22 protein-coding genes are annotated in these 21,662 nt (G+C 47.1%); 1 reads left to right on the top strand and 21 read right to left on the bottom strand.

What is annotated here, in order from left to right:
• The first annotated feature begins 3 nt into the window (after positions 1-3).
• Positions 4-1,116 (top strand): molecular chaperone DnaJ, encoded by a 1,113-nt coding sequence (gene dnaJ / locus TRQ7_RS00395; protein WP_015920140.1) that lies wholly within the window; start codon positions 4-6, stop codon positions 1,114-1,116.
• Here the strand turns inward: dnaJ and yqeH are convergent.
• The 21 genes from yqeH to TRQ7_RS00500 all read right to left on the bottom strand — a co-directional run bounded on the left by yqeH (position 1,113) and on the right by TRQ7_RS00500 (position 21,649).
• Positions 1,113-2,204 (bottom strand): ribosome biogenesis GTPase YqeH, encoded by a 1,092-nt coding sequence (yqeH, locus tag TRQ7_RS00400; protein WP_041843744.1) that lies wholly within the window; start codon positions 2,202-2,204, stop codon positions 1,113-1,115. The genes dnaJ and yqeH overlap by 4 nt on opposite strands.
• A gap of 11 nt (positions 2,205-2,215) precedes the next feature.
• Positions 2,216-3,112 carry a GTPase Era gene (gene era / locus TRQ7_RS00405; protein ID WP_174872581.1) on the bottom strand — a complete coding sequence of 299 codons (897 nt, stop codon included), beginning with the start codon at positions 3,110-3,112 and terminating at the stop codon, positions 2,216-2,218.
• A complete protein-coding gene (gene cdd, locus TRQ7_RS00410; RefSeq protein WP_038068041.1) occupies positions 3,108-3,503 on the bottom strand; it encodes a cytidine deaminase in 396 nt (131 codons plus the stop codon). Before cdd ends, era begins: the two co-directional genes overlap by 5 nt.
• A complete protein-coding gene (locus TRQ7_RS00415) occupies positions 3,445-4,806 on the bottom strand; it encodes a hemolysin family protein (RefSeq protein ID WP_038068043.1) in 1,362 nt (453 codons plus the stop codon). The genes cdd and TRQ7_RS00415 overlap by 59 nt, the downstream gene beginning before the upstream one ends.
• Positions 4,807-4,822: 16 nt before the next feature.
• On the bottom strand, positions 4,823-5,278 hold the full coding sequence (locus TRQ7_RS00420) for a 23S rRNA (pseudouridine(1915)-N(3))-methyltransferase RlmH (protein ID WP_015920145.1): 456 nt from the start codon (positions 5,276-5,278) through the stop codon (positions 4,823-4,825).
• Complete coding sequence (gene ftcD / locus TRQ7_RS00425) at positions 5,275-6,189, bottom strand: glutamate formimidoyltransferase (RefSeq protein ID WP_041843745.1); 915 nt, start codon at positions 6,187-6,189, stop codon at positions 5,275-5,277. The genes TRQ7_RS00420 and ftcD overlap by 4 nt, the downstream gene beginning before the upstream one ends.
• 1 nt (position 6,190) lies before the next feature.
• Positions 6,191-6,952: a response regulator gene (locus TRQ7_RS00430; protein ID WP_015920147.1), complete on the bottom strand. Its 762-nt coding sequence runs from the start codon at positions 6,950-6,952 to the stop codon at positions 6,191-6,193.
• A gap of 34 nt (positions 6,953-6,986) precedes the next feature.
• Positions 6,987-8,357 (bottom strand): PEGA domain-containing protein, encoded by a 1,371-nt coding sequence (locus tag TRQ7_RS00435; RefSeq protein WP_041843746.1) that lies wholly within the window; start codon positions 8,355-8,357, stop codon positions 6,987-6,989.
• A 70-nt stretch (positions 8,358-8,427) separates the two neighbouring features.
• The gene (locus TRQ7_RS00440) at positions 8,428-9,045 is read right to left on the bottom strand and encodes a hypothetical protein (protein WP_236681723.1); all 618 of its coding nucleotides are present in this window, start codon (positions 9,043-9,045) and stop codon (positions 8,428-8,430) included.
• Positions 9,046-9,095: 50 nt separating this feature from the next.
• Complete coding sequence (locus TRQ7_RS00445) at positions 9,096-10,163, bottom strand: FtsW/RodA/SpoVE family cell cycle protein (protein WP_331279459.1); 1,068 nt, start codon at positions 10,161-10,163, stop codon at positions 9,096-9,098.
• Between the two features lie 10 nt (positions 10,164-10,173).
• Complete coding sequence (locus tag TRQ7_RS00450; RefSeq protein ID WP_015920152.1) at positions 10,174-11,382, bottom strand: hypothetical protein; 1,209 nt, start codon at positions 11,380-11,382, stop codon at positions 10,174-10,176.
• A complete protein-coding gene (locus TRQ7_RS00455; protein WP_041843747.1) occupies positions 11,379-13,082 on the bottom strand; it encodes a GspE/PulE family protein in 1,704 nt (567 codons plus the stop codon). Before TRQ7_RS00455 ends, TRQ7_RS00450 begins: the two co-directional genes overlap by 4 nt.
• Positions 13,082-14,137: a cell division protein FtsZ gene (gene ftsZ, locus TRQ7_RS00460; RefSeq protein WP_015920154.1), complete on the bottom strand. Its 1,056-nt coding sequence runs from the start codon at positions 14,135-14,137 to the stop codon at positions 13,082-13,084. Before ftsZ ends, TRQ7_RS00455 begins: the two co-directional genes overlap by 1 nt.
• Before the next feature lie 16 nt (positions 14,138-14,153).
• Positions 14,154-15,413 (bottom strand): cell division protein FtsA, encoded by a 1,260-nt coding sequence (locus tag TRQ7_RS00465; RefSeq protein ID WP_015920155.1) that lies wholly within the window; start codon positions 15,411-15,413, stop codon positions 14,154-14,156.
• Positions 15,406-15,957 (bottom strand): DUF4894 domain-containing protein, encoded by a 552-nt coding sequence (locus TRQ7_RS00470; protein ID WP_015920156.1) that lies wholly within the window; start codon positions 15,955-15,957, stop codon positions 15,406-15,408. The genes TRQ7_RS00465 and TRQ7_RS00470 overlap by 8 nt, the downstream gene beginning before the upstream one ends.
• Before the next feature lie 4 nt (positions 15,958-15,961).
• Positions 15,962-17,872 (bottom strand): DNA topoisomerase (ATP-hydrolyzing) subunit B, encoded by a 1,911-nt coding sequence (gyrB, locus tag TRQ7_RS00475; protein ID WP_015920157.1) that lies wholly within the window; start codon positions 17,870-17,872, stop codon positions 15,962-15,964.
• Entirely contained in the window at positions 17,853-18,158 is a 306-nt protein-coding gene (locus TRQ7_RS00480) for a DUF721 domain-containing protein (protein ID WP_041843748.1), read from the bottom strand. The genes gyrB and TRQ7_RS00480 overlap by 20 nt, the downstream gene beginning before the upstream one ends.
• Complete coding sequence (locus TRQ7_RS00485) at positions 18,155-18,976, bottom strand: aminotransferase class IV (RefSeq protein ID WP_041843749.1); 822 nt, start codon at positions 18,974-18,976, stop codon at positions 18,155-18,157. Before TRQ7_RS00485 ends, TRQ7_RS00480 begins: the two co-directional genes overlap by 4 nt.
• The gene (mtaB, locus tag TRQ7_RS00490; protein WP_015920160.1) at positions 18,936-20,240 is read right to left on the bottom strand and encodes a tRNA (N(6)-L-threonylcarbamoyladenosine(37)-C(2))-methylthiotransferase MtaB; all 1,305 of its coding nucleotides are present in this window, start codon (positions 20,238-20,240) and stop codon (positions 18,936-18,938) included. The genes TRQ7_RS00485 and mtaB overlap by 41 nt, the downstream gene beginning before the upstream one ends.
• Positions 20,237-20,689, bottom strand: a complete 453-nt coding sequence (locus TRQ7_RS00495) for a CBS domain-containing protein (protein WP_015920161.1) — start codon at positions 20,687-20,689, stop codon at positions 20,237-20,239. The genes mtaB and TRQ7_RS00495 overlap by 4 nt, the downstream gene beginning before the upstream one ends.
• Positions 20,690-21,649 (bottom strand): 1-phosphofructokinase family hexose kinase, encoded by a 960-nt coding sequence (locus TRQ7_RS00500; protein ID WP_015920162.1) that lies wholly within the window; start codon positions 21,647-21,649, stop codon positions 20,690-20,692.
• Positions 21,650-21,662 lie beyond the last annotated feature (13 nt).

Below are 21,662 nucleotides of genomic sequence, written 5' to 3' on the forward strand. Positions count from 1 at the left end.
TCCATGAAAAGAGAAAAAAAGGATTACTACGAAATCCTCGGTGTTCCGAGAAATGCCACGCAGGAAGAGATAAGAAAAGCGTACAAAAGGCTGGTAAAGGAATGGCATCCAGATAGACATCCAGAAAACAGAAAAGAAGCCGAGCAGCGCTTCAAAGAGATTCAGGAAGCCTATGAGGTCCTCAGCGATCCTCAGAAGAGGGCCATGTACGATCGTTTTGGATACGTTGGGGAACAACCCGTCTATCAAGAAGCAGAAACCGGTGGCAGTTTTTTCGAAGACGTTTTCAGAGAGTTCGAAAACATCTTCAACAGGGATATATTCGACGTGTTCTTCGGTGAAGAGTCTGGACGAAGGGAGAGAAGGGAATACGCTCGAAGGGGAGAGGACATACGCTACACCATAGAAGTGAACCTTTCTGACCTGATCAACGGTACGGAGATTCCCATCGAATACGAAAGGTACGAAACGTGTCCAAGATGCGGAGGAACCGGTGTGGAACCAGATTCGGGATACATCAGTTGTCCACGCTGTGGTGGAACGGGAAGGATCAGAGAGGAAAAAAGGTCGTTCTTTGGATACTTCGTCAGTGAAAGAACCTGTGACGAATGCGGCGGAACAGGAAGAGTTCCTCAAGAGTTGTGTCACGAGTGCGGAGGAAGTGGAAGAGTTCTCAGAAGAGTGCGAAGAACGATAAAAATACCTCCAAACATCGAAGACGGAGGGCATTTGAGAATACCCGGCGGCGGTAACGCGGGTTATTACGGTGGACCCTACGGTGATCTGATAATCACCGTTCGAGTGAGATCGGATAGCAGGTTCAAGAGATCTGGAAAAGATCTGATATACGATATCACGATAGATTACCTCCAGGCGATACTGGGAACAACCGTCGAGATCCCTCTTCCAGAAGGTGGCACAACCATGCTGAAGATACCACCTGGCACACAGCCCGAGACGGTCTTCCGTCTGAAAGGGAAAGGACTGCCGGGTGAGTACGGTAGAAGGGGCGATCTCCTCGTCAACGTACACGTTGAAATTCCAAAGAACCTTTCGAGAGAAGAAAGAAAAGTACTGGAGGATCTGGCAAAGAAAAGAGGCATTCCCGTTGCCTAACGGTTGGGGTTCACCAGGGCTTCTCTCACAACGAGTTTCACATTTTCCGGGACGGTAACTTCGACCGTCAATGGTCCTCTTCTGACGCTCATCCATCCCAGTCCTGCCACCGCCAGTTCTTCTCCTTCGTTCAGAACGAACTTTTCCTTTTTCCACGTGAAATCTTCGTACCTCGCTTTCGAACAGGGTGGTTTTAGAAGATCTCCCAGTCTGTTTTTCATCAACTCGTCTGCTCTTTCTCTCCTTGTCTCATGAAAGGTAACCTCTCTGGAGGAAAAGAGTAAGAATATGGGGCTTTTCTCCGTTTCGTAATCTACGTCGAAACGGCACAATCCTCCCATGAAGATCGTTCTGTTCCTCTCTGGTTTGAAGGTTTTTCTGGAGAGCTCTTCTTTCGGAAGGATCGTCTTCTGACATTCCGGATCCAGAAGATCAAGGATTCTGTCTTTCGTCATAATACCGGGAGTGTCGTAAAGGTAGAGATTTTCACCTTTTACCTTCCTCCTCAGTATTCCAAGGGTCGTTCCTGGAAACGAACTGATGGTATTTTCGTGAGTGCATATCCTGTTTAAAAGGGAGGATTTTCCAACGTTTGTCACCCCTATCACCAGTGCTTTATCGGTCAATCGTGCAAGCAGTTTTACCAGGGACTTCAGACCGTAATTCTTCTCGGCACTCACTATTCTTATTCTTTCGGGGTCTTTCGCCTTTATTCTCTTTTTCACCCATTCTTTCACTTCCTTGACGGTAACTGCCCTGGGAAGAAGGTCGAGCTTGTTGATCACATACACAACGTCCTTTCCTTCCAGCAGGTTTGCTATGTCTTCTCTGTACGTGCCCTCAAAATCGAAGATGTCGATCACCCACAGAACCACCTCGAAACCACCAAGATAAGATTTCAACTGATTCCTGAAATCCCAATCGTACTCTATAGGTTCCAGTTTTCCATAGTGCTTTATTCGAAAACATCTCTGGCACAGAACTTCTTTCCCTTCCTCCAGCCTTTTTTCAAAAGCTTCTCTTGGAATGTATCCCGGTTTCTTTGGATCTTCGAACTGTATGTTGGCACCGCATCCTGGACACTTCACCGAACATCACCTCATTCTATATCGTGTTTCAGGCCGATCTCCTGAAGGATTATGAAGTCTTTTTCCCTCCACTTTTCTTTCACCTTGACATTGAGATCGAGAAACACTTTCCTTCCAACAAGGAATTCTATCTCTTCACGTGCAAGGGTTCCTATTTTCTTTATCATGCTTCCGTTTTTCCCTATCAATATCCCCTTCTGTGAATCACGTTCTACGTATATGTTGGCCCGTATGTAAAGGACGCCGTTCGGTCGGTCTTTTATCTCCTCGATGACAACGGCGGTGGAATGCGGTACCTCTTGACGAGTCAGGTGGAAGATCTTCTCCCTTATGATTTCAGCCGCCATGAAAGAGAGTGGGCGATCCGTGATCATGTCCTCAGGATAGTACTGCGGACCTTCTGGAAGTTCTTCCTTTATCCTGTCAAGCAACTCGAAAACACCGATTCCTTTCAGGGCAGATATGTAATGAACAGAAACAGCGTTTTCAACCATACTTTTCGCGAGTTCTCCTACCGACTTTGCTTTTTCTTCTCCTGCTACATCTATCTTGTTCACGGCGATGATGGTTTTTGTTCTGGATTCGTTCACGATCTTTGCGACCTGTTCATCTGTTTTGGTGAAACCATCGGCGGCATCCAGCATGAAGAGGACAATATCAACTCCCTTCAGAGCCTGAACGGCAGCCCTCACCATGTATTCTCCCAGACGATGAAGTGGTTTGTGTATGCCCGGGGTGTCCACGAATACGATCTGTGCGTCTTTGTCGGTGTAGATACAGTTTATCCTGTTTCTGGTGGTCTGGGGTTTATCGGAGACGATCACAACCTTTCTACCCAGAACAGTGTTTATGAAAGTGGACTTTCCAACGTTCGGCTTCCCAGCCAGCGCAACAAAACCCGACTTAATGTTCATCACCTCCCAGTCTGAAACCTCTTGGTAGAAGATCTTTCAACCTCGCCACCTCGTAATCTCCGTCTCTGTTTGCCATGATCACATCCATGTCCTCAGAGAATTCGTAGAGCACCTGCCTGCAGGCACCACAGGGAACAGTTTTTTCAGGGGAATCCGAAGCTATTGCGATCGCAACAAATTCTCTTTCTCCTTCAGAAACCGCTTTGAACACGGCCACCCTTTCTGCACACACGGTGAGGCCGTAGGAAGCGTTCTCCACGTTCACTCCCGTGAACACCTTTCCGCTCTTTGTGAGAAGAGCAGCCCCTACTCTGAATCCAGAGTATCTAGCGTAAGCCTTTTCCCGAACCTCCAGAGCCATTTCCACCAGTTTCTCCGGTTTCATCTCTTCCCCCCTCCAGGACTTTTATCATGATCTTCTCTATCCTGTTTTTACCGACTGCCAGCACTTTGAAGTACAGGTTACCGATGACAGCCTCCTCACCAACGTTCGGTATCCTCTTGAAGTGTTCCAGAAGGTATCCTGCTATCGTTTCGTACTCTGTCTGCGGAAACTGGATTCTCAACTCTATCTCCAGATCGTTTATGGGAGTACTACCATCGACAATGTAAGTCTTCTCCCCGATTTTCTTTATACCGGACACTTCGTCGTAGTCGTATTCGTCCATGATATCACCGAAGAGTTCCTCTATTATGTCTTCGAGGGTCACAATCCCGGCCGTTCCACCGTACTCGTCCACAACTATAGCTATATGGATCTTTTTCGACTTGAGGATTTTCAGGAGTTCATCTATGTTCATGGTCTCCGGCACGTAGAGGGCGTCTCTCATTATGTCCTTCACCTTCATGTTCTTTACCTCTTCACAATCCTTCTCCGCCAGAATTGAAAGGACGTCTTTGGCGTAACAGACCCCCACGATGTTGTCTATGGTCTCCCTGTAGACAGGAATCCTGGAATAGCCTTCATCTTCTATCAGTTCAATGAGATCCCTCACCGTCTGGTTCTCCTCTATCGCTACGATGTCAACGCGGGGCGTCATTATCTCCTTGACGGCTATCTGTTTCATTTCGAAGGCACGTTTCACTATTCTTTCCTCTTCCTGCTCTATGACTCCCATTTCGCCTCCAACCTGAACGATGGAGACGATGTCTTCCTCGGTGATGAACAGATCTTCGGATATTTTCTTTCCATGCCTCAAAGCGATGATACCGTCGGAGATCTTCACCAGAAGTCTTCCGACAGGATCGAAAACCCTGGTGAGAAACCTGACCACACCTATCGATCTCTGGAAGATACGGTCTGGCTCGGCCCTTGCCATAACTTTTGGGGTGATTTCTCCGAATATGAGAAGAACGGCGGTAATGAAGAGGGTGGAAACCACTGCCACAAGTTCTTCGCTCACTCCTCTGAGAAGATTCAGGAAGATCAGAGTGGAGATGGATGAGGCAAATAAATTGACGAGGTTGTTGCTTATCAGGATCGTCGTGAGGTACTTGTTGAAGAGATGGATGTAACTTTCCCTTTCTGATTCTTCCTCTTTCTTTTCCAGAAATTCCTTGATCTTCACCTTGCTCATCAGGGTCAGGGCGGTTTCTGAAGAGGAAAAGAAGTTAGAAAGATAGATCAAGACAACAAGCAGCAAACCTTCAAGACCGAGTGTCAACATGCTACTGACAGGATCTTCCACTTCCGTTCCACCTCCATCAGTAATGGTAATTTTCTCCACGTATTATTTTAAACGCCCTGAACACCTGCTCCAAAACTATGAGAACGCTCATCCCGTGGGTGAAGGTCATCCTGGACAGAGAAAAAACACGGTGGGCCTCGGAGAGTATCTCCTCACTCAGTCCATAAGGCCCACCGATCAGGAACGTGATATCTTTTCCCTTCATCTCCACCTCTTTGAGGAACCCGGCAAATTCCTCTGAAGAGAGGTTCTCACCCCTTCTGTCCATAACCACCATCAAACTGCCGGGTAAGACCCTCTTTTTCAGTTCCTCTGTCTCTCTTTTTACAATTTCTTCGACGCTTCCTCCATGGGTGCGTTTCAACTCGATGATCTCGGTTTTGCAAAACCTCCTGAGAAATTTTTTGTAATGGTCCACCCCCATCTTTATGAAATTATCCAGCTTTCCACCCACAACGATTCTTATCCTCATTTCCCGGCTTCCTTGACCAGTATGTCGAGCAAATTCGATTCTATGACCTTTTTACTGTTGAGGTTCGTTCTCAGATAATACGAAACCGTCTGTATCAGGGAATCCAGTGGAAAGAGCCCCACTATTTCAGAGCTCAAAACGGGAACACCGTAGCGTTCGGCCTCCATCTTTATCATCTCAAAGACGCGATACAGGGGTGTTTTTTTGTGATTGGTGATGTTGATCGATACCTGTACGATTCCCTTTTCCTTCAACTCGATGCCTATTGCCTTGACGTACCTGAGACCACCACTCGAAAACCTGATCGCCCTCGCTATCTTTTCCGCTATCCTCACATCCCCTGTTCCAAGGTTCACGTTGAAGGCTATGAGAAATTCTCTGGCACCGACTGCCGTCACTCCGGCGGAAGGATGAACACGATCGGGCCCAAAGTCAGGCTTCCACATGGGATCCTTTATCTTTTCGAAGAACCCTTCGAACTCACCTCGCCTGATGTTTGCGAGATTTTCCCTTTCAGGGTGTGTGGCGGATTTCTCGTAGAGATAAACCGGCACACCTAGTTCTTCGCCAATCCTTTTTCCCAGGATTTTCGAATACTGGACACACTCGTCCATCGTCACGTTGTAGAGAGGAACAAGAGGAATGACGTCTGCTGCTCCCATTCTCGGATGCTGCCCTGTGTGGTTTCTAAGATCGATCAATTCCACCGCTTTCTTGGTCATGTCAAAGAGGGCATTTATGAGGTTTTCAGGTTCTCCCACAAGGGTCACAACCGATCTGTTGTGATCTGCGTCCATGGACCAGTCGAGAACCCAGACCCTGTCGTATTTTTTGGCCTCGGCTACGATCTTTTCAACCACTTCTTTCCTTCTTCCTTCGCTGAAGTTTGGAACGGATTCCACCAGCTTCAACTCACTTCCCCCCTAGCTCTGCCAGTCTGTTCTTCAGCGAGAGGATGAACTCTTCGTAGGTCTTTCCATCATCTGGATAACACACGTAGACGTATTCGAAACTCTGTGAAAGTTTTTCCTTCATCCTTCCTGTAACAGCAGTGATCCCATGCTTTCCCGTAAGTGTTAGAACGAAGACGTATTCGCTGGCAGAAATCGGCAGAATGTAATCCGTCTCTCTGAAGAACTTTTTGATTGCCTCGTAATTCCTCATCACACCGTTGAATCTAACGTACATGACACAGAAATGTCCTCCGGCTCTGCTGCAGCGCTTTATCTCTTTTCTCACGATCTCTTCGAACTTCAAAGTTATCTCCATATCTTCGATGTTCTTTCTGACAGAAACAGACACCCTTGATGTTTCAGGAGAAGACAGTATCTTCTTCACCCTGCCAAGAAGGTAATCCTGCTTGAAGGGTTTCAGGATGTAGTCGATCGCTCCCGCTTTCACCGAATTGATAACAAGGTCTTTGTCGACATAGGCACTCAGAACGGCCACTTTTGTATCGGGAAAACTCTCACGTATCTCTCTTATCAGGTTGAGACTCTCTTCACCCTCGAAGATGTCCACAAAGACAAGATCCACATGTTCTCTACGAAGGGTTGAGATGGCTTCCTGTCTGTCTCTTGCCCACAGAACCCTGTATCCTTCCTTTTCGAGGGCGTTTTTCACAGCCAGAAATGTGATCTTTGATTCGTCAATTACCATGATCGTTGCTTCCATTCCTCTACCCTCCTCAAGATCATTTTATCATCGTTCACTCGATTCTGCTCAGGATGAACTTGAAATATTCTTCCTTTTCGTCGAAGGTCACCGTTTTGACGATCGTTCTGTATCCAGGTTTGACGATCGTGATCTCGTACGTTCCAGTTTGAACGTAGATGGTAATGGGTGTTTCGCCGTGGTAGTATCCGTTGAGATACACCGTGGCCCCGGATGGCTGGGTCTCTATCCTGACCTCAGAGAAGACCACCTTTTCCTCAAGACGTCTGAACACTTCCTTTTCTTCACCGGCTTTCAGATTCACCGTGAAACTGTCCGTTTCGTATCCTTCCTTTTCGAGCCTTATACTGTAGGTTCCAGGATCAAGAACGATGGTCAACCCACTCTCAGAGGTTGTTCCAGCGTACCTTCCATCCATGTAGACGTCCACACCGACAGGATCCGTTCTCAACCTCAAAGTTGCCCGAAGCGGTTTCAGATCGATGTGAATGGATCGGGACTCTCCCTCACCGAGGGTGATGTACCGTGTCTCCTCACGGTAACCTTCTTTTCTGAAGGTCAGGCTGTAGTTTCCGGGCGAAAGATTCAGTGTCAGAGGAGTTTTCCCCCTGTAGTCTCCGTTTATGTACACATCTGCCCCACTCGGTGAAGAGCTGAGCGAAAGCTTTGCAAAGGGAAGTCTGGCTACCACACGTACGGTCTGATTTTCCCCCACGTACACTTCCTTATAGAAAGTGTAGTTCTCAAAGTACACCGTCACGTAATGTGTTCCTTCGTCCACTGTCATCGTGATGGGTGTTTTTCCCCTGTAAGATCCGTCCACGTAAACTGTCATCCCGGGAGGATCTGAGTCCACGATCAGAGTACCAAAGGCAGGTGCCCTTCCCACGTAGAAATACGTGATGTCCGAGACCCACTCTCCTGTGAGATAGGGTTTCAGCCTCTTTTGAACGTACTCTTCGACGTTGTCAGACAGGGTGGGAAACATCTGCGTTGTGCCGAGTTCTTTCAACTCTTTGAAGATGGGAATAGGAGTTGTACTGGCGATTACCTGAATGTACTCTTTGCCGTATGGAGGAGAAACCCTGAGAGAGTAAGTTGATCTGGATGGGATCTTCTTGATCTCGTTTGCACGAACGAAGTTATCGCTCTCGTACTTGTTCGGAAAAATGAGCGTTACCTTCCCCTGGGCGTTTATATCGTAGACCAGTATGTAGGCATCCCTTGAAGACTTCACGAAGATCTCAATCCTCTCTCCCACGTTGTAGACAGATCCCTCCGGTTTGTCGAGCCACACGTCCACCGTGAAGTACGGCTTTTCGGGAAAGATGATGATGCTTTTCACGTTGAACGAGAAGGAAAGAATCGAAACAAGAACAAGCAAAATAAACAGATACCTTCTCATCGCTCACACCTCCCTGGTTATTCTGGCCACACAACTTCCGCACCGAGGATTTTCCTCTCTGATTCAGGAGTTACCGAGTTACCGTTTTGCTCGATAGAACTTCCTGAACGAAGACTGCAAAGCCGTGTGTGCTGTCTCTATCAACCTGTCCGAGATGATACACATCGTTGGCTTGATCATAACTCGGCTCCGTTATAGATAGAACACGAAAGTATTCACCGTCTTTTACGAATTTCACCAGAAACACCCTGTTTCCAACAAGTTCAAGACGTGAAAGAGGTCTTACGCGAGCCTGCCATTCGTCTTCATCGTACTGGTACCACACGTCCACATCGTAAATCGGTGTGTAATTCTGCCAGATACTGGTCAGCCTTTCTGTATCTACAATCTCTCCAGCTGTACCCACAATCACTCCAGCCGCGGCGACGAAATCACCATTTTTCTCGTAAAAAATCTGTCTTTGGGAGTAAGGAGAGTTAGGATCTGTGCCACTTTCATAATAGAGCAACAGCACGGGATGTTCCTGAATCAAGTAGTCACTGTAAGATGGCTGGTACCAATTCTTGACATCGTTCAAATACGCATTTCCCACTACCTCCACTATGAACTCGTGTTTTTCTTCAAGAATTGGCAGGCAGGATGTCAGAAGCAAAAAAGCCACCACCGAAAGAAGAAAAAAACGCTTCATGGTGTTCACCCCCTTCGGTTTTAAGACTTGCGGAAGAAAAAAGAGGTTCTCTACATCTTCCTTTCAACCCTTGCAATCGCTATTCCTTTCAAGATGAGGCCGGCGATAAGAGAAAACACGAGGGTGGACGTTCCACCGTAGCTGATGAAGGGAAGAGGAACACCCGTGACGGGAAGAAGACCCAGGTTCATCGAAACGTTCTCGAAGACATGAAACCAGAGAAGGCCACACGAAGAAACCATGAGGATCTCCCAGTATTCGTCCTTCACGTTCAGGATCCACCTTGAAACTTCGAAAAAGAAAAGACCAAAGAGCGAAAGAAGAGACACGATACCAAGAAAACCAAATTCCTCTCCAATGACGGACACGATGAAATCCGTGTACGAGACGGGAACGTATCCCATCAGATTCGCTTTTCCTTTCATGTAACCTGTTCCGAAAAATCCCCCGGCACCGATCGCATGTATGGACTGAAGCACGTTGTAGGAATAGCTCTTTCCGTACTCCTCGGGGTTGAGGAAGGAAAGAATTCTTGCCCTCTGGTAATCCTTCAGACCAAAAAAGAAGAACACGGGAAGCAGGATCAGAGCAACCACCAGGAGAACAAGAAGGGGCTTCTTATCGACCTTGGAAGACAGAACGGCAAAGAGCCAGATCAATCCCATGGAGAAAGCGGTCCCGAGGTCCGGTTCCAGAAAAACGAGTATTCCGGGAACGAGAGTGAGAAAAAGGCTCTTCCAGAACCACCTTCTTTCCAGAAGATACGGAAGCAAAACGATGAGGGAAAGTTTTGCCAGGTCTGAAGGTTGAAAACTGATTCCCGCTATTTTGAACCATCTTCTGGAACCACCGATCGGCGTTCCCTTTAAAAGGAGTGCTATCAGCAAAACAACAGAGATCACGTACAGGACCACGGAAAATCTTCTTATGGTGCTGTCCTTTACGAAAAGAATCGAGATCATCAGTGAAAAACCAAGAACATCCCAGATCACCTGTTTCGAAAACAGCGTTTCGTTCTCTCCGTAGGTGGCACTCCTCAAAGTGAACAATCCAAATACCATCAACGCGCCAACAACGACCACGATGAGCCAGTCTATCCTCTTGTTCTCATGCGGAATAACTCTCACCTCACTCAGAGGCGATTATCTCCATTTCTTTTACGAGTCTGTCATCCTCGCTTTCCACCACCACAACCATTCTGTAGGTTCCAGGTTCGTCGAATTTTATAAGATCGTACGTCGTTGTTTTGAAGATCTCTCTGGAGGAAAATTCATCCAGAACGATTCTGAATTCATCCGACCTGGAGTAAGAAAAAACGGGTTCCTTTCTGGTGATGACGATCAGAACGCTTTTTAGGACAAAGTACTTTCTCTTTTTCTCTTCGTTCAAAAGTTTCACAGAAAAGTCGTACCTTTCACCAACGCTCACGAATTTCGCTCCTTCAACCACCAAGGTTGTTCCCCTCAGATTTTTCTGGTATTCTTCGGTCACGATTAAGGGCAAAACGCGTTTCAGGGTGCCTTCTTCGGTCTCAAGTTCTAAAACGATGAGGTAATCCCCCGGCCTTTCAGGAGCGGAAAGGCTTTCTCTGTGAACTTCTACCGTTCCCATGGGAGCCGCTCTGAAGGCACTTCCCAACGTTGTCTTCTTCTCGACAATCGTTCTTTCATCTTCTTCCAGAATCTTCAAAGTCACACTCTTCACTGTTATATCCCTTTGTCTGGAACTGATGTTTTCAAGATAGGTCGAAAAATCGATTTCCTCGTATGGAAAGTAAAAGTCCTTCAGGTTATCGACCTCGACCCTCCACTCTTCGATGACCGTCACGATCTTTCCTATTGTCACTCTTTGGCCGTTCACTCTCATGGAAACTGTCACCAGGTAATCCCCACCGTCCAGATCAATCAGCTCCACTTCTCTTTCCAGATCAAAGACCAGAACACTTTCAAAGGCATCGAGTTCTTTCTCAACCCGCTGTGGATAGTGAAATTCGTATACTACGTTTTCTTTCTTCTTTACAGAGAATAGAAAATCTTCGAGGACAAGTTTTCCCTTTCTCCTTTCTCTGTTGTAGATCTTCACCCTGATACCAAGAGGTTCGTCTGGAAGGTACGACTCCTTCGAGTCAATCACTATCTGGAACTGTCCAACAACACCTTCCGGTCTGTTGGGAAAGAAGGCTTTCGTGAAGAAGAAGAGGAAAACCACAATGGCGAGGTTCAAAACAACAATAAAGTTCGCCCTTCGGCGAATTCTGTTTCTCCTCTCTCTTTCTTTCCGCTCTTTTTCCTCGTCCGATTTTTTCCAGTCTTCCGGGCTTCTGGAAAAGTACTTCATGGCAGGGTGGTCACCCTGAAGACTTCCTCAAGGCTCGTCAGGCCCTGCGCTACCTTCTCAAGGGCATCCACAAACATGGGACGCATGCCCTTTTCCATGGCGCGTCTTGCGATTTCCATCTCACTGGCCCTCGAGGATATCAGCGCCCTCATCTCTTCATCGACTATCAAAACCTCTCCGATGGCCATTCTTCCCCTGTACCTCATTCCCCTGCAGACAGGACATCCCTCTTCAGAAGGGTAATAGATCTGGTCAGGCACTCTTCCAAAAAAGCGCTCGAAATAGGATTTTGCGTTCTCATCTTTCACTTCTCCTGGAATTTTGCACTCGTCACACAATTTCCTCACGAGCCTCTGTCCTATAACTCCTATCAAGGAGGTGCCCAGAAGGTGTGGATCTATACCCATCTCCATGAGCCTTGACACGGCTCCCGCCGCTGTGTTGGTGTGGAGCGTGCTCAAAACTAGGTGTCCTGTGAGAGAGGCCTCGACGGCAAGCTGGGCTGTCTCCCTGTCTCTGATCTCACCAACCATGATGATATCTGGATCCTGTCTCAGAAACGCCCTCAGGTATCGCGCAAAGGTGAGCCCTATCTCCGGGAAAACCTGACATTGAGTGACACCATCGATGGTGTACTCCACGGGATCTTCAGCGGTGACGATGTTCACACTTTCACTCTTCAGGTGATTTATCATGGCGACGAGTGTTGTGGATTTTCCACTGCCTGTCGGGCCGGTAACTAGGATGATTCCATAGGGTTTTTCAAGAATCGACAGAATCCTTTTGTAGTTGTACTCGCTGTATCCGAGTTCCTCTAAACGTTTGTTTGCGGCAGAAACTTTCAGGATCCTCATCACAACCTTCTCGCCGAACGTAGAGGGCATGGTCGATACACGAAAGTCGTACTGCTCTCCACCCTTTATCGTGTAGAATTTACCATCCTGGGGCAGTCTTCTCTCCGAAACATCGAGACCACTCATGATCTTGATACGTGCCACAACGGAGTTATGCTGTCCTTTCTGATACTCCAGAACCCTTCTCAAAACACCATCTATCCTGAACCTCACCCTCACGGTTCTTTTCATCGGTTCTATGTGGATGTCGCTCGCTCCCATTTCTATGGCGCGGTTTATGATGTTGTTTACGAGCCGAACGATCGGTGCCTCTTCCACTGCCGCCTCTTCAGACTCTTCTGCCTCTTCTACCTGTTCTTCCGTTTCTTCTATGGCAACATAAGGTTCTTCGAAGAGCTCAAGGGGTACACCCAGCACGTAAGTCTGGTACAGCATGGAAAAATCTCTGCTTGCAACCAGGTAGATCTCTGGATCCTTTCCGGTGAGAAAACGTATTTCCTGCCTTATTCTGGGAATGTTCGTTCCGTTATCTGTGACGACAACGAGAGTACCGTCTTCTTTCTTATCGATGGGAATCACGTGGAGAGATTCTATGATGTTCTTCGGAAGAGAACCAACCACGTTGAGCGGAATGTTCTTGGGAAGGTCCTTCAAAATCGGTGCGTTGTACTGCTCACTGAGGGCGTCCAGGAGCTGATCCTCTGTGATGTAACCCAGTTCCACAAGAACTTCTCCCAGGGGCTTTTTCAGTTGCTTTTGTATCTCAAGAGCCCTTTCCAGTTCTTCTCTGGTTATGAATCCCCTCTCGACCAGTATCTCCCCCAGTTTTCTGTACCTTCTGAGCATTAAAGGAGTCCCTCCAGACCGTATCTGTATATGGCGGGAATGTCACCTTCCGGGAAGAGTATTTTGTCTTCGTCCGGGAATCTTGTTGCAATGAAAATCACGCGGATCTCATCTTCGGGTATCTCATCGTCGAAGATGAGTCCGAATTTCACATCCGCATCCTCGCTGCTGTTTTGCCTTATGATCATGGCGGCTTCGTGTACCTCTTCCATTCTGATGTTGCTGGGGGCCGTTATGTTGAAGACGATGGAACTGGCGTTCTCAACGGGATGCTCTATCAATTTGCTCTCCATGGCCTTCTTCGCCGCTTCTCTGGCCCTCTGTTCACCTTTTCCGACTCCTATTCCGAGGATCGCCGCTCCTGCGTCTTTCATCACAGACTCTATGTCCGCAAAGTCGAGGTTTATGTATCCTCTCTTCGTTATGAGCTCTGAGATACCCTTCACTCCCTGGTGAAGAGTTTCGTCTGCCTTCAGGAAGGCATCCTTTATCTTCACGTCCCTCGGGAGTTCTTCCATGAGTTTGTTGTTGGAGATCTTTATCAGAGTATCGACATGTTCTCTGAGTTTCTTCAGGCCCTTTATCGCTTTGTTGAGTCTTTCAGGACCTTCGAAGTAAAAAGGAGTGGTAACGATTGCCACCGTCAGAATCCCCATCTCCTTGGCTATCCTGGCTATGACAGGTGAGGCTCCCGTTCCCGTTCCACCACCGAGCCCTGCCGTTATGAAGACCATGTGGGTATCTTCGAGGACCTCACGAATCTTCTCCTCGCTTTCCATGGCTGCTTCCTCGCCTATTTCCGGTCTTCCACCGGCACCAAGACCACGCGTGATGTTTTCTCCTATCTGTATCTTGACATCGGCGTTGGAGGCCTCCAGTACCTGTAGATCCGTATTCACGGCAACGAACTCAACGCCGTGTATTCCTATCTCTATCATTCTGTTTATGGCGTTGTTCCCCGCACCTCCGACTCCTATGACCTTTATCTTGAGGTTGTTCGCCTGGGGTATGTTTCTGCTTTCCTTCTTTTTCTCAACGTCAAGATCAAAGCCCATACTCTTAACCTCCCGATCACTCCATCAATTCCCTGAACAATCTGAAAATCCTTTTAAAAGGATTCTCCCGTTTCACCGGTGCTTCCTCGTATGGATTCTCCATCGATGAAAAGACGTTCCCAAAGGCAGCAGCAAACGAAGGATCGTAGGCAGCCTCGTCCGAGTTGACGATCAACGGTTTGTCCGAATTTGCATAGCATCCTGTTCGCACGGGAACCCTGAACACCTCCGTCGCCAGATCGTTTATCCTGGGAATTTTGGCACCCCCACCCGATAGGACGACTCCACCGGGTATTCCTATCTCTCCCTCTTCCATTATCTTTGCCTCTACTTCCCTGAAGACTTTCTTCGACTTACTCATTATCTCTCTGAGGCGGGCGTGTATGATGACGGCGAGTTTCTTCACATTTGTGGTCTTCACCGTGTTCCCATCCAGTCCCCTGTACTGTATCTCCTCTTCTTTGATGTCGCTGTAAACCGCGTTGCCGTAGGTGATGATCAACCTTTCCGCTTCTTCGAAGGAAGTATCCAGAACAGCGGAAACATCCTTGATCACGTGTTTCATACCGACGGGAACGTAGGCGATCTTTATGGGAACACCGTTCTTGTAGGCTATAAGACCCGTGAAGTTGTATCCCAGATTCAAAACCACCACACCGCGGTCCTTTTCCGACGAAGTAAGAACCCCCTCTGCCGTGGATACAAGAGAAGATCTCAGCTGAAAGGGACTCTTCACTATATCCTGCAGGAAATTGTAAAACATCTCGTAAATTCTCACAGGGATTACTATGGAGGTATACTCAACCGTGATCTTCGATGCTTTCATGTCGAGGGGATTGAAAACGATCCTCTCACCATCAAGAAGGTACCTCTTGGAGAAGAGATGAAGGGGTTTTTTTCCATCTTCCTCCAGTTTTCCCAGGGCCTCTGACTGCATCTCTCCGAGGATGTCCAGGTTTATCACTCGCCTGTCTTCTCCGAAATCTTTCTCCGACACAACGTCTCTTCTTTCGAAATTCACATTACTGAAAGATATGATGAAATCGCTTCTTAAAGATCTTTGAATCTGCTCCTCCAGTTCTTTCAAAAGTGTGTTCACAGATTCCTTGAAGGCTATGGCATCCTTTATCTCTCCCTCATCCAGCCCTCTAGACTTCACACTCGAATAAGCGAGCGCTTCCCACTCCTGATCGTGTTTTCTCAGAACCAGGCCCTTTATGTATCTGGAACCTATATCTATGGAGGTGAAGAAGGACGCCTTTGGCAAATCAATCACCCCTTATTTTTATCAGAATACCACTCTCGGTCAGAAAATACTCACTCCTTGGTTCGAGAAAGTCTATCTGCGACTTCAACATCTCAAAATTATTCACAAAATCCCGCCAGTCTCTGAAAGAAAGTGTAACACCTTTGATGAGAATCACCTTTTTTGACTCAAAGAAAACGGTCGAGACAAAACCACTGTTCAGAACGGGTTCCAGAAGACTCAGGATCTTTTTTCCTTCCTCTGAAAGTTGCAACCCCTCCAGTTTCACTTCCAGAAACAAAGGGTAAAGCCTGAAAAGCTCTTCGCTCAAAACAGAAGAAACCAGATTGCCATCGTCAGAACACAGGTAGTAATTCCCCTCGCTGAAGACTATTCCAGCAACTTTTCTCGAATCTATTATAATACTTTTTCTGGAAATGTTAAAATTTTCTATCAAATTGTGTGCGATCTTTTCTGGAACGGCCACTGCTTCTCCAGGATTTGAAAAAGTCTTCATAAAAAATAGAGCATACATCGCAACAAGTATCATCAAAACGATTCTCAAAGACCTCATGGCCTCAGATGTCGAGTTCTTTTACCTTCAGTGCGTGCCTTTCTATGAATTCTCTTCTGCTTGATGGATCGTTTCCCATGAGGATTTCAAAGAGCCTGTCGGCCTCTTCAGCATCCTCTATGGTCACTCTTATTATCTTTCTGGTCTCAGGGTTCATGGTCGTCTCCCACAACTGCTCCGGATTCATCTCTCCAAGTCCCTTGTACCTTTGTATCTCCATCTTTTTTCCCTCAAACATCTTCCTGTACTCCATCAGCTCCGCATCACTGTACACGTAGAAATCCTCTTTTCCGACCCTTATCCTGTACAGCGGAGGAAGCGCTATGTAGATCCTTCCATCCTCTATCAATGGTTTCATGTACCTGTAAAAGAGTGTCAGAAGGAGTGTTCTGATGTGAGCCCCATCGATATCGGCATCCGTCATGATGATTATCTTCCCATATCGCAGTTTGTTTATGTCGAAATCGTCTCCTATTCCGGTCCCAACCGCAACGATTATGTCACTGATCTGCTCGTTCTTCAGCAGACGATCCAGGGAGGATTTTTCAACGTTCAGGATCTTTCCCCTGATCGGAAGAACTGCCTGGAACACCCTGTCACGTGCCTGTTTGGCGGATCCTCCAGCAGAATCACCCTCTACGATGAAGAGTTCGGTGTTTTCACGGTCGGTAGAACTGCAATCTGCCAGCTTTCCGGGGAGGGTGGTGCTCTGAAGTACGTTCTTTCTTCTCACCATCTCCCTTGCCCTTCTTGCTGCTTCTCTTGCCTGTTTTGTGCTCATTATCTTTGACAGTATTGTCCTGACAAGATCGGGACTGGCGTCGAAAATTTTCTTCAACTCCTCCCTCATCGCTCTGTTCACCGCTTCTTTCACTTCTTCGTTGCCGAGTTTTGACTTGGTCTGTCCCTCAAACTCCGGATTCTTCACATACACACTTATAACAGCGGTGAGTCCCTCCCGTACGTCATCTCCCTGGAAGGAGTCTCCGTTCTTCAAAAAGTTGTGTTTTCTTCCATATTCGTTCATCAGCCTCGTGAGGGTTGTTTTGAAGGCTGTAACGTGTGTACCTCCATCGACAGTCTTTATGGTGTTCGCAAAGGAAAGAATCTCTTCCGAATAAGAATCGGTGTACTGAAAGGCGATTTCCACGATTACCTCGTCTTCTTTGTCTTTGACCTTGACTTTCTCCGTTCTCTTCAGATATATCACGTCATGAAGCACTTTTTTTCCACGATTCAAGTACTTCACGAATTCTTTCAAACCACCATCGAATTTGAACGTCTTCTTCTCGTTGTTTATTCTGTCTTCGAATTCTATTTTCAATCCCGGCACGAGGAAGGCGATTTCTCTCAACCTGTGTTCGAGTATGTCAGGATCGAATTCGGTCTCAGAGAATATGAGAGGATCCGGTTTGAACCGGACGACCGTACCGTGTTTGTCAGTTTCGCCGATCACCTCAACAAGTGTAACTGGCTTTCCCCTTTCGTACCTCTGCCTGTAGATCTTACCGTCTCGATAAACTCTCACCTCGAGCCATTCAGAAAGTGCGTTCACCACAGAAACTCCCACACCATGAAGTCCACCGCTTATTTTGTAGGAATCCTTGGAGAACTTTCCTCCCGCGTGAAGAACGGTGAAAACCACTTCAAGGGCACTTCTTCCTTCTTCCGGATGAACGTCAACAGGAATACCCCTTCCGTTATCTTCAACCTCAACACTGCCATCTTCATGCAGTGTTACTTTGATCCAGTCGCAGTAGCCCGCAAGCGACTCATCGACACTGTTGTCGACCACCTCGTACACGAGGTGATGCAACCCACGCTTTCCTGTAGAACCGATGTACATTCCAGGGCGCATTCGAACGGGTTCCAGCCCTTTCAAAACCTTTATGCTCTCAGCCGAGTACTTTTCCATTGATCTTTCCCCTCCTGAACACCATGTCTCTGAATATCTTCCTTCCTGCTTTCTCGTTGAGTATTTGAAGAATTCTGTCCTTCTGAAGAGAAAGTTCGGTCAGCCACAACGAATCATCACAAACGACATGAACGATACCATTTTCAACCTTCTCCACTGCCGTATGTCCGGCAATGACAGGCCCTACAAGGCCTATCCAATCCATCAATAGCATCCTAGTTTTCAACTCAGAAAACAGAGGGTTTTCACCCGCAAGTTCCTCGAACAATTTCCCAATAGGCTTCACGTTCCCACCCAGTTTTCCTCCAGATTCAAAACGAAGGGTTCGAAGTTTTCCATCAACGTCGACGTTATTGGTCCTGGTTCTTCCTCGAAGAACAGGTGATCGTTGAGCCTCCTCACAGGAACGATTCCTGCACTCGTGTGGGTCAAAAACATCTCGTCTGCCTCAAACAGTTCCCAGACCCACACAAATCTTTCTTCCAGTGGAATTTCCAATCTGTTCGCAAGTTTTATCACGTTTTCACGGGTTATTCCATCAAGGATGCCAGATTCGATAGAGGGGGTGATCAGCCTTCCTTCTTTCACCAGAAAAACGTTGCTGAAACTTCCTTCACAGACCTGACCGTTCACACCCGTCAGAATCACATCGTAACATTCCCCAATCTCCCTCCGAGCAAGCAGAATGTCCGTTCTTCCGGTTATCTTTAAACTCGGCGGTGTAGAAAGATCGGGAATCCTTCTGATCTTCGATATCTTCACATTCACTCCCTCTTCGACGTTTGGAATGTTCAGTGGCGAAAAAACAAAGAACAGCTCAGCAGTTTTCACAGAGAGAAGCACTTTTATTCTGCTTTCACGATCGATCTGCCGGGTACCCTTTTTCAGTATGTCGACGAACTCTTCAAATGTCATGGAAAAGGGGATATCAAAAAAAGAAACAGACCTCATCAGTCTATTGTAGTGTTTGTAAGCGGCAAAGGGAACTCTGTTGTACGTTCGCAGAGTTTCATAAACGAGTCCCTGAGAAACCTCCTCAAACATCTCGTAGTTCAGAAAGAACTCATCCGCGTGAATGAACCGCCCTTTCTGCCAGATCAACACGACAGGAAATCACTCCTTCTTCCGAAAGAGACTTCACCCTCACATTGTGGAACACCCCTATACCATCACCCACGAATTCGTGTTTAACGTAGTATTCGTCGTATCCTGAAAGCACACCCTTTGCGATGTACCATTCCGCGAGAACTCTCCTCTTCTTGTTCACCATCCGCCTTTTGTATCTGTGAGACACTTCTTTTGCCTTTTCCTTTAAAATGTTCAAGCGTTCTTTCTTCTTGTGTTCCGGAACAGCATCGGAAAAGGTACTCGCAGGAGTCCCTGGCCTGGGAGAGTACCTGAATATGTGAACCCTGCTGAATTCGACCTCTTCCAGGAGTTTCACTGTCTTCAGGAAATCCTCGTCCGTCTCCCCTGGAAAACCAACGATGATATCCGTCGTTATGGAAAAGTCTGGATTGATACTTCTCAGTTTTTCCACCACTTTCAGAAAGTCGGAGGAACTGTACCGCCTTCCCATTCTCTTCAGAACTCTGTCTGAACCACTCTGAACAGATATGTGGAGATGCGGACACAGTCTGGGGTTGTCCCGGAAAACTTCCACGAGTTCGTCCGTTATGTCCTCTACGTTCAGAGAACTGAGACGCACCCTGTAATCGCCAGGAACATGTTCTACGATCTTCAAAAGATCGACCAGGGTGGTCCCGATATCCTTTCCGTACTTTCCAAGGTTGACTCCCGTGATGACGATTTCCTTGTATCCCTTTATCACCATTTTCTCGAATTCTTCTTTGAACAACTCCAGTGGTTTGCTTCTCACCTTCGTTCCACGTGCAAACCTTATAGCACAATAAGTGCAGCCGTTGTCACATCCGTCCTCCACCTTTATGTAGGCTCTTGTTCTATCCTCAAAACTTCCCTTCACCTTTTCGTAAACGGGGCTATCAGGAGCCGACACTACCAGTTTCTGTTCTCCGTTCAGAGAGAGAAGATGATCGACTATGTTCTTCTTCTCCGAGATTCCAAGGACCATGTTCACGGGAAGCTTCTTTGCCTCTTCAGGAAAGAGCTGTGCAAAACATCCTGTGAGGATGATTTTTGCATCCCTGTTCTTCCTTCGTATGCTTTTAACCAACCTTTTTACCTTTTTCTCCACTTCTTGGGTGACCACACAGGAGTTTATTATGTAATAAGAAGCCTCGCCGGCTGGCAGAACGGTATAGCCGGCCTTTTCGAGCTGTTCGGCCATGTATTCACTTTCGTACTGGTTCACCTTACATCCAAAGGTCTCGATTCTCACCGTTCTCATATCTCCAGTTTCCCCTCCGAAACCACTCTCAGAACATCTATCCTTCTGACGATTCCAACAAGTTGCATACTATCATCGACCACAGGTAGTGATTTGAAACCATGCCTTATGAGATAATCCGCCGCCACTATGAGAGGATCGTCCTCCTTCACCACAACAGGTGGTTTGCTCATGTAATTCGATATGGGTTTGTCCTTTATTTTGACTATATTTCTGATCAACTGGTTGGTGTCCGGGATGAAAGAAGCGGATCTGAGAAGAGAAAAATAACTGGGAACCAGGGCCTTTATCAGGTCACTTTCACTGACAAACCCCACAACTCGCATGTCGTGGTCGACAACAGGTATTCCAGAGAGATTCTGCCTTGACAGAAGTTTTATGACCGTTTCCACAGTTTCATCTTCGAATACGGCTGATATATCATAAATGACGGCATCCTTCACTCTCATTTACTTCACCCTCTCCACGGTGAAGTGATCGTATTCCTTCTTTATCGCCTCGAGATCTGGCATGTATTTTTCTTTTCTTCTTGTTGCAGCGAGTGCAGAAGCAAAACCAAATTTTGCCATCTCCAGGAAATTCGCTCCGTGGGTGACAAAATAGTAAACCATTCCCGCCACGTAAGCATCTCCCGCACCGAGCAGATGGGACGCATCTATCTCCTCTTTCGATTTTATGATCCACACACCGTCCTTTGTGGCAACTATGTCGTTCTTCACCTCGTAGGAGACAACTGCGACCTGAGATTTCTCTGCTATCTTCTCTGCAAGCCGAACGTAATCTTCAAAGGTTTTGAGCTCCATACCGAAAGGTGCCAGATGGTTTCCTCTCAAGTCCGGTTTCACCACGTTTGGATATTCCGGACCTGCCAGTGTTCTTTCGAGCAATCTGGGGGTCTGTTCTACAAAGACGAAGATTCCCTTCTCACGCGCAAGTCTCACCAGTTCGTAACAGACGTCTTCACTTACTCCAAGCGGTATGCTTCCAGAGATGACCACACAATCGACCTTCGAGAGTGTCATCCTGTACCTTCTCAGAAAATGATTCAGATCGTCTTCACCGATTTCTGGACCGGGAAAATTTATGGCCGTTATGGTTTGATTCTTTTCATCTATGATCTCTATGTTCTCTCTCGTTTCCCCATCCACATAAACAAAATTCGTTGTGATCAGATTCGAGATCTTTCGCAGTTCCTCTACAAGAATTCGTCCTATGTGACCTCCCACGAATCCGGTGGCTACTGAAGGAACCCCGAGCTTTGAGAGAGCTATAGAGACGTTTATCCCTTTTCCGCCAGGCGTCATCTGAGACCTGCTCAGATCCCTCAACCTGTATAATTTGTTCACCTGGAAATCGTCTATGAAGATCTCCCGGTCCAGCGCGGGATTCAACGTGACGGTCAGTACCATAGGATCACCTCGT

It is taken from the genome of Thermotoga sp. RQ7, assembly GCF_000832145.1.
Taxonomy (GTDB): domain Bacteria; phylum Thermotogota; class Thermotogae; order Thermotogales; family Thermotogaceae; genus Thermotoga; species Thermotoga neapolitana.

Bases quoted from the DNA above. Each gene is read 5' to 3' on its own strand.
- TRQ7_RS00440 (WP_236681723.1), bottom strand. From the start codon at position 9,045: ATGAAGCGTTTTTTTCTTCTTTCGGTGGTGGCTTTTTTGCTTCTGACA.
- TRQ7_RS00500 (WP_015920162.1), bottom strand. From the start codon at position 21,649: ATGGTACTGACCGTCACGTTGAATCCCGCGCTGGACCGGGAGATCTTC.
- mtaB (WP_015920160.1), bottom strand. From the start codon at position 20,240: ATGAGAACGGTGAGAATCGAGACCTTTGGATGTAAGGTGAACCAGTAC.
- TRQ7_RS00455 (WP_041843747.1), bottom strand. From the start codon at position 13,082: ATGCTCAGAAGGTACAGAAAACTGGGGGAGATACTGGTCGAGAGGGGA.
- gyrB (WP_015920157.1), bottom strand. From the start codon at position 17,872: ATGGAAAAGTACTCGGCTGAGAGCATAAAGGTTTTGAAAGGGCTGGAA.
- TRQ7_RS00495 (WP_015920161.1), bottom strand. From the start codon at position 20,689: ATGAGAGTGAAGGATGCCGTCATTTATGATATATCAGCCGTATTCGAA.
- cdd (WP_038068041.1), bottom strand. From the start codon at position 3,503: ATGAAACCGGAGAAACTGGTGGAAATGGCTCTGGAGGTTCGGGAAAAG.
- dnaJ (WP_015920140.1), top strand. From the start codon at position 4: ATGAAAAGAGAAAAAAAGGATTACTACGAAATCCTCGGTGTTCCGAGA.
- TRQ7_RS00430 (WP_015920147.1), bottom strand. From the start codon at position 6,952: ATGGAAGCAACGATCATGGTAATTGACGAATCAAAGATCACATTTCTG.
- TRQ7_RS00470 (WP_015920156.1), bottom strand. From the start codon at position 15,957: ATGAGGTCTTTGAGAATCGTTTTGATGATACTTGTTGCGATGTATGCT.
- TRQ7_RS00435 (WP_041843746.1), bottom strand. From the start codon at position 8,357: ATGAGAAGGTATCTGTTTATTTTGCTTGTTCTTGTTTCGATTCTTTCC.
- TRQ7_RS00450 (WP_015920152.1), bottom strand. From the start codon at position 11,382: ATGAAGTACTTTTCCAGAAGCCCGGAAGACTGGAAAAAATCGGACGAG.
- TRQ7_RS00420 (WP_015920145.1), bottom strand. From the start codon at position 5,278: ATGAGGATAAGAATCGTTGTGGGTGGAAAGCTGGATAATTTCATAAAG.
- ftsZ (WP_015920154.1), bottom strand. From the start codon at position 14,137: ATGGGCTTTGATCTTGACGTTGAGAAAAAGAAGGAAAGCAGAAACATA.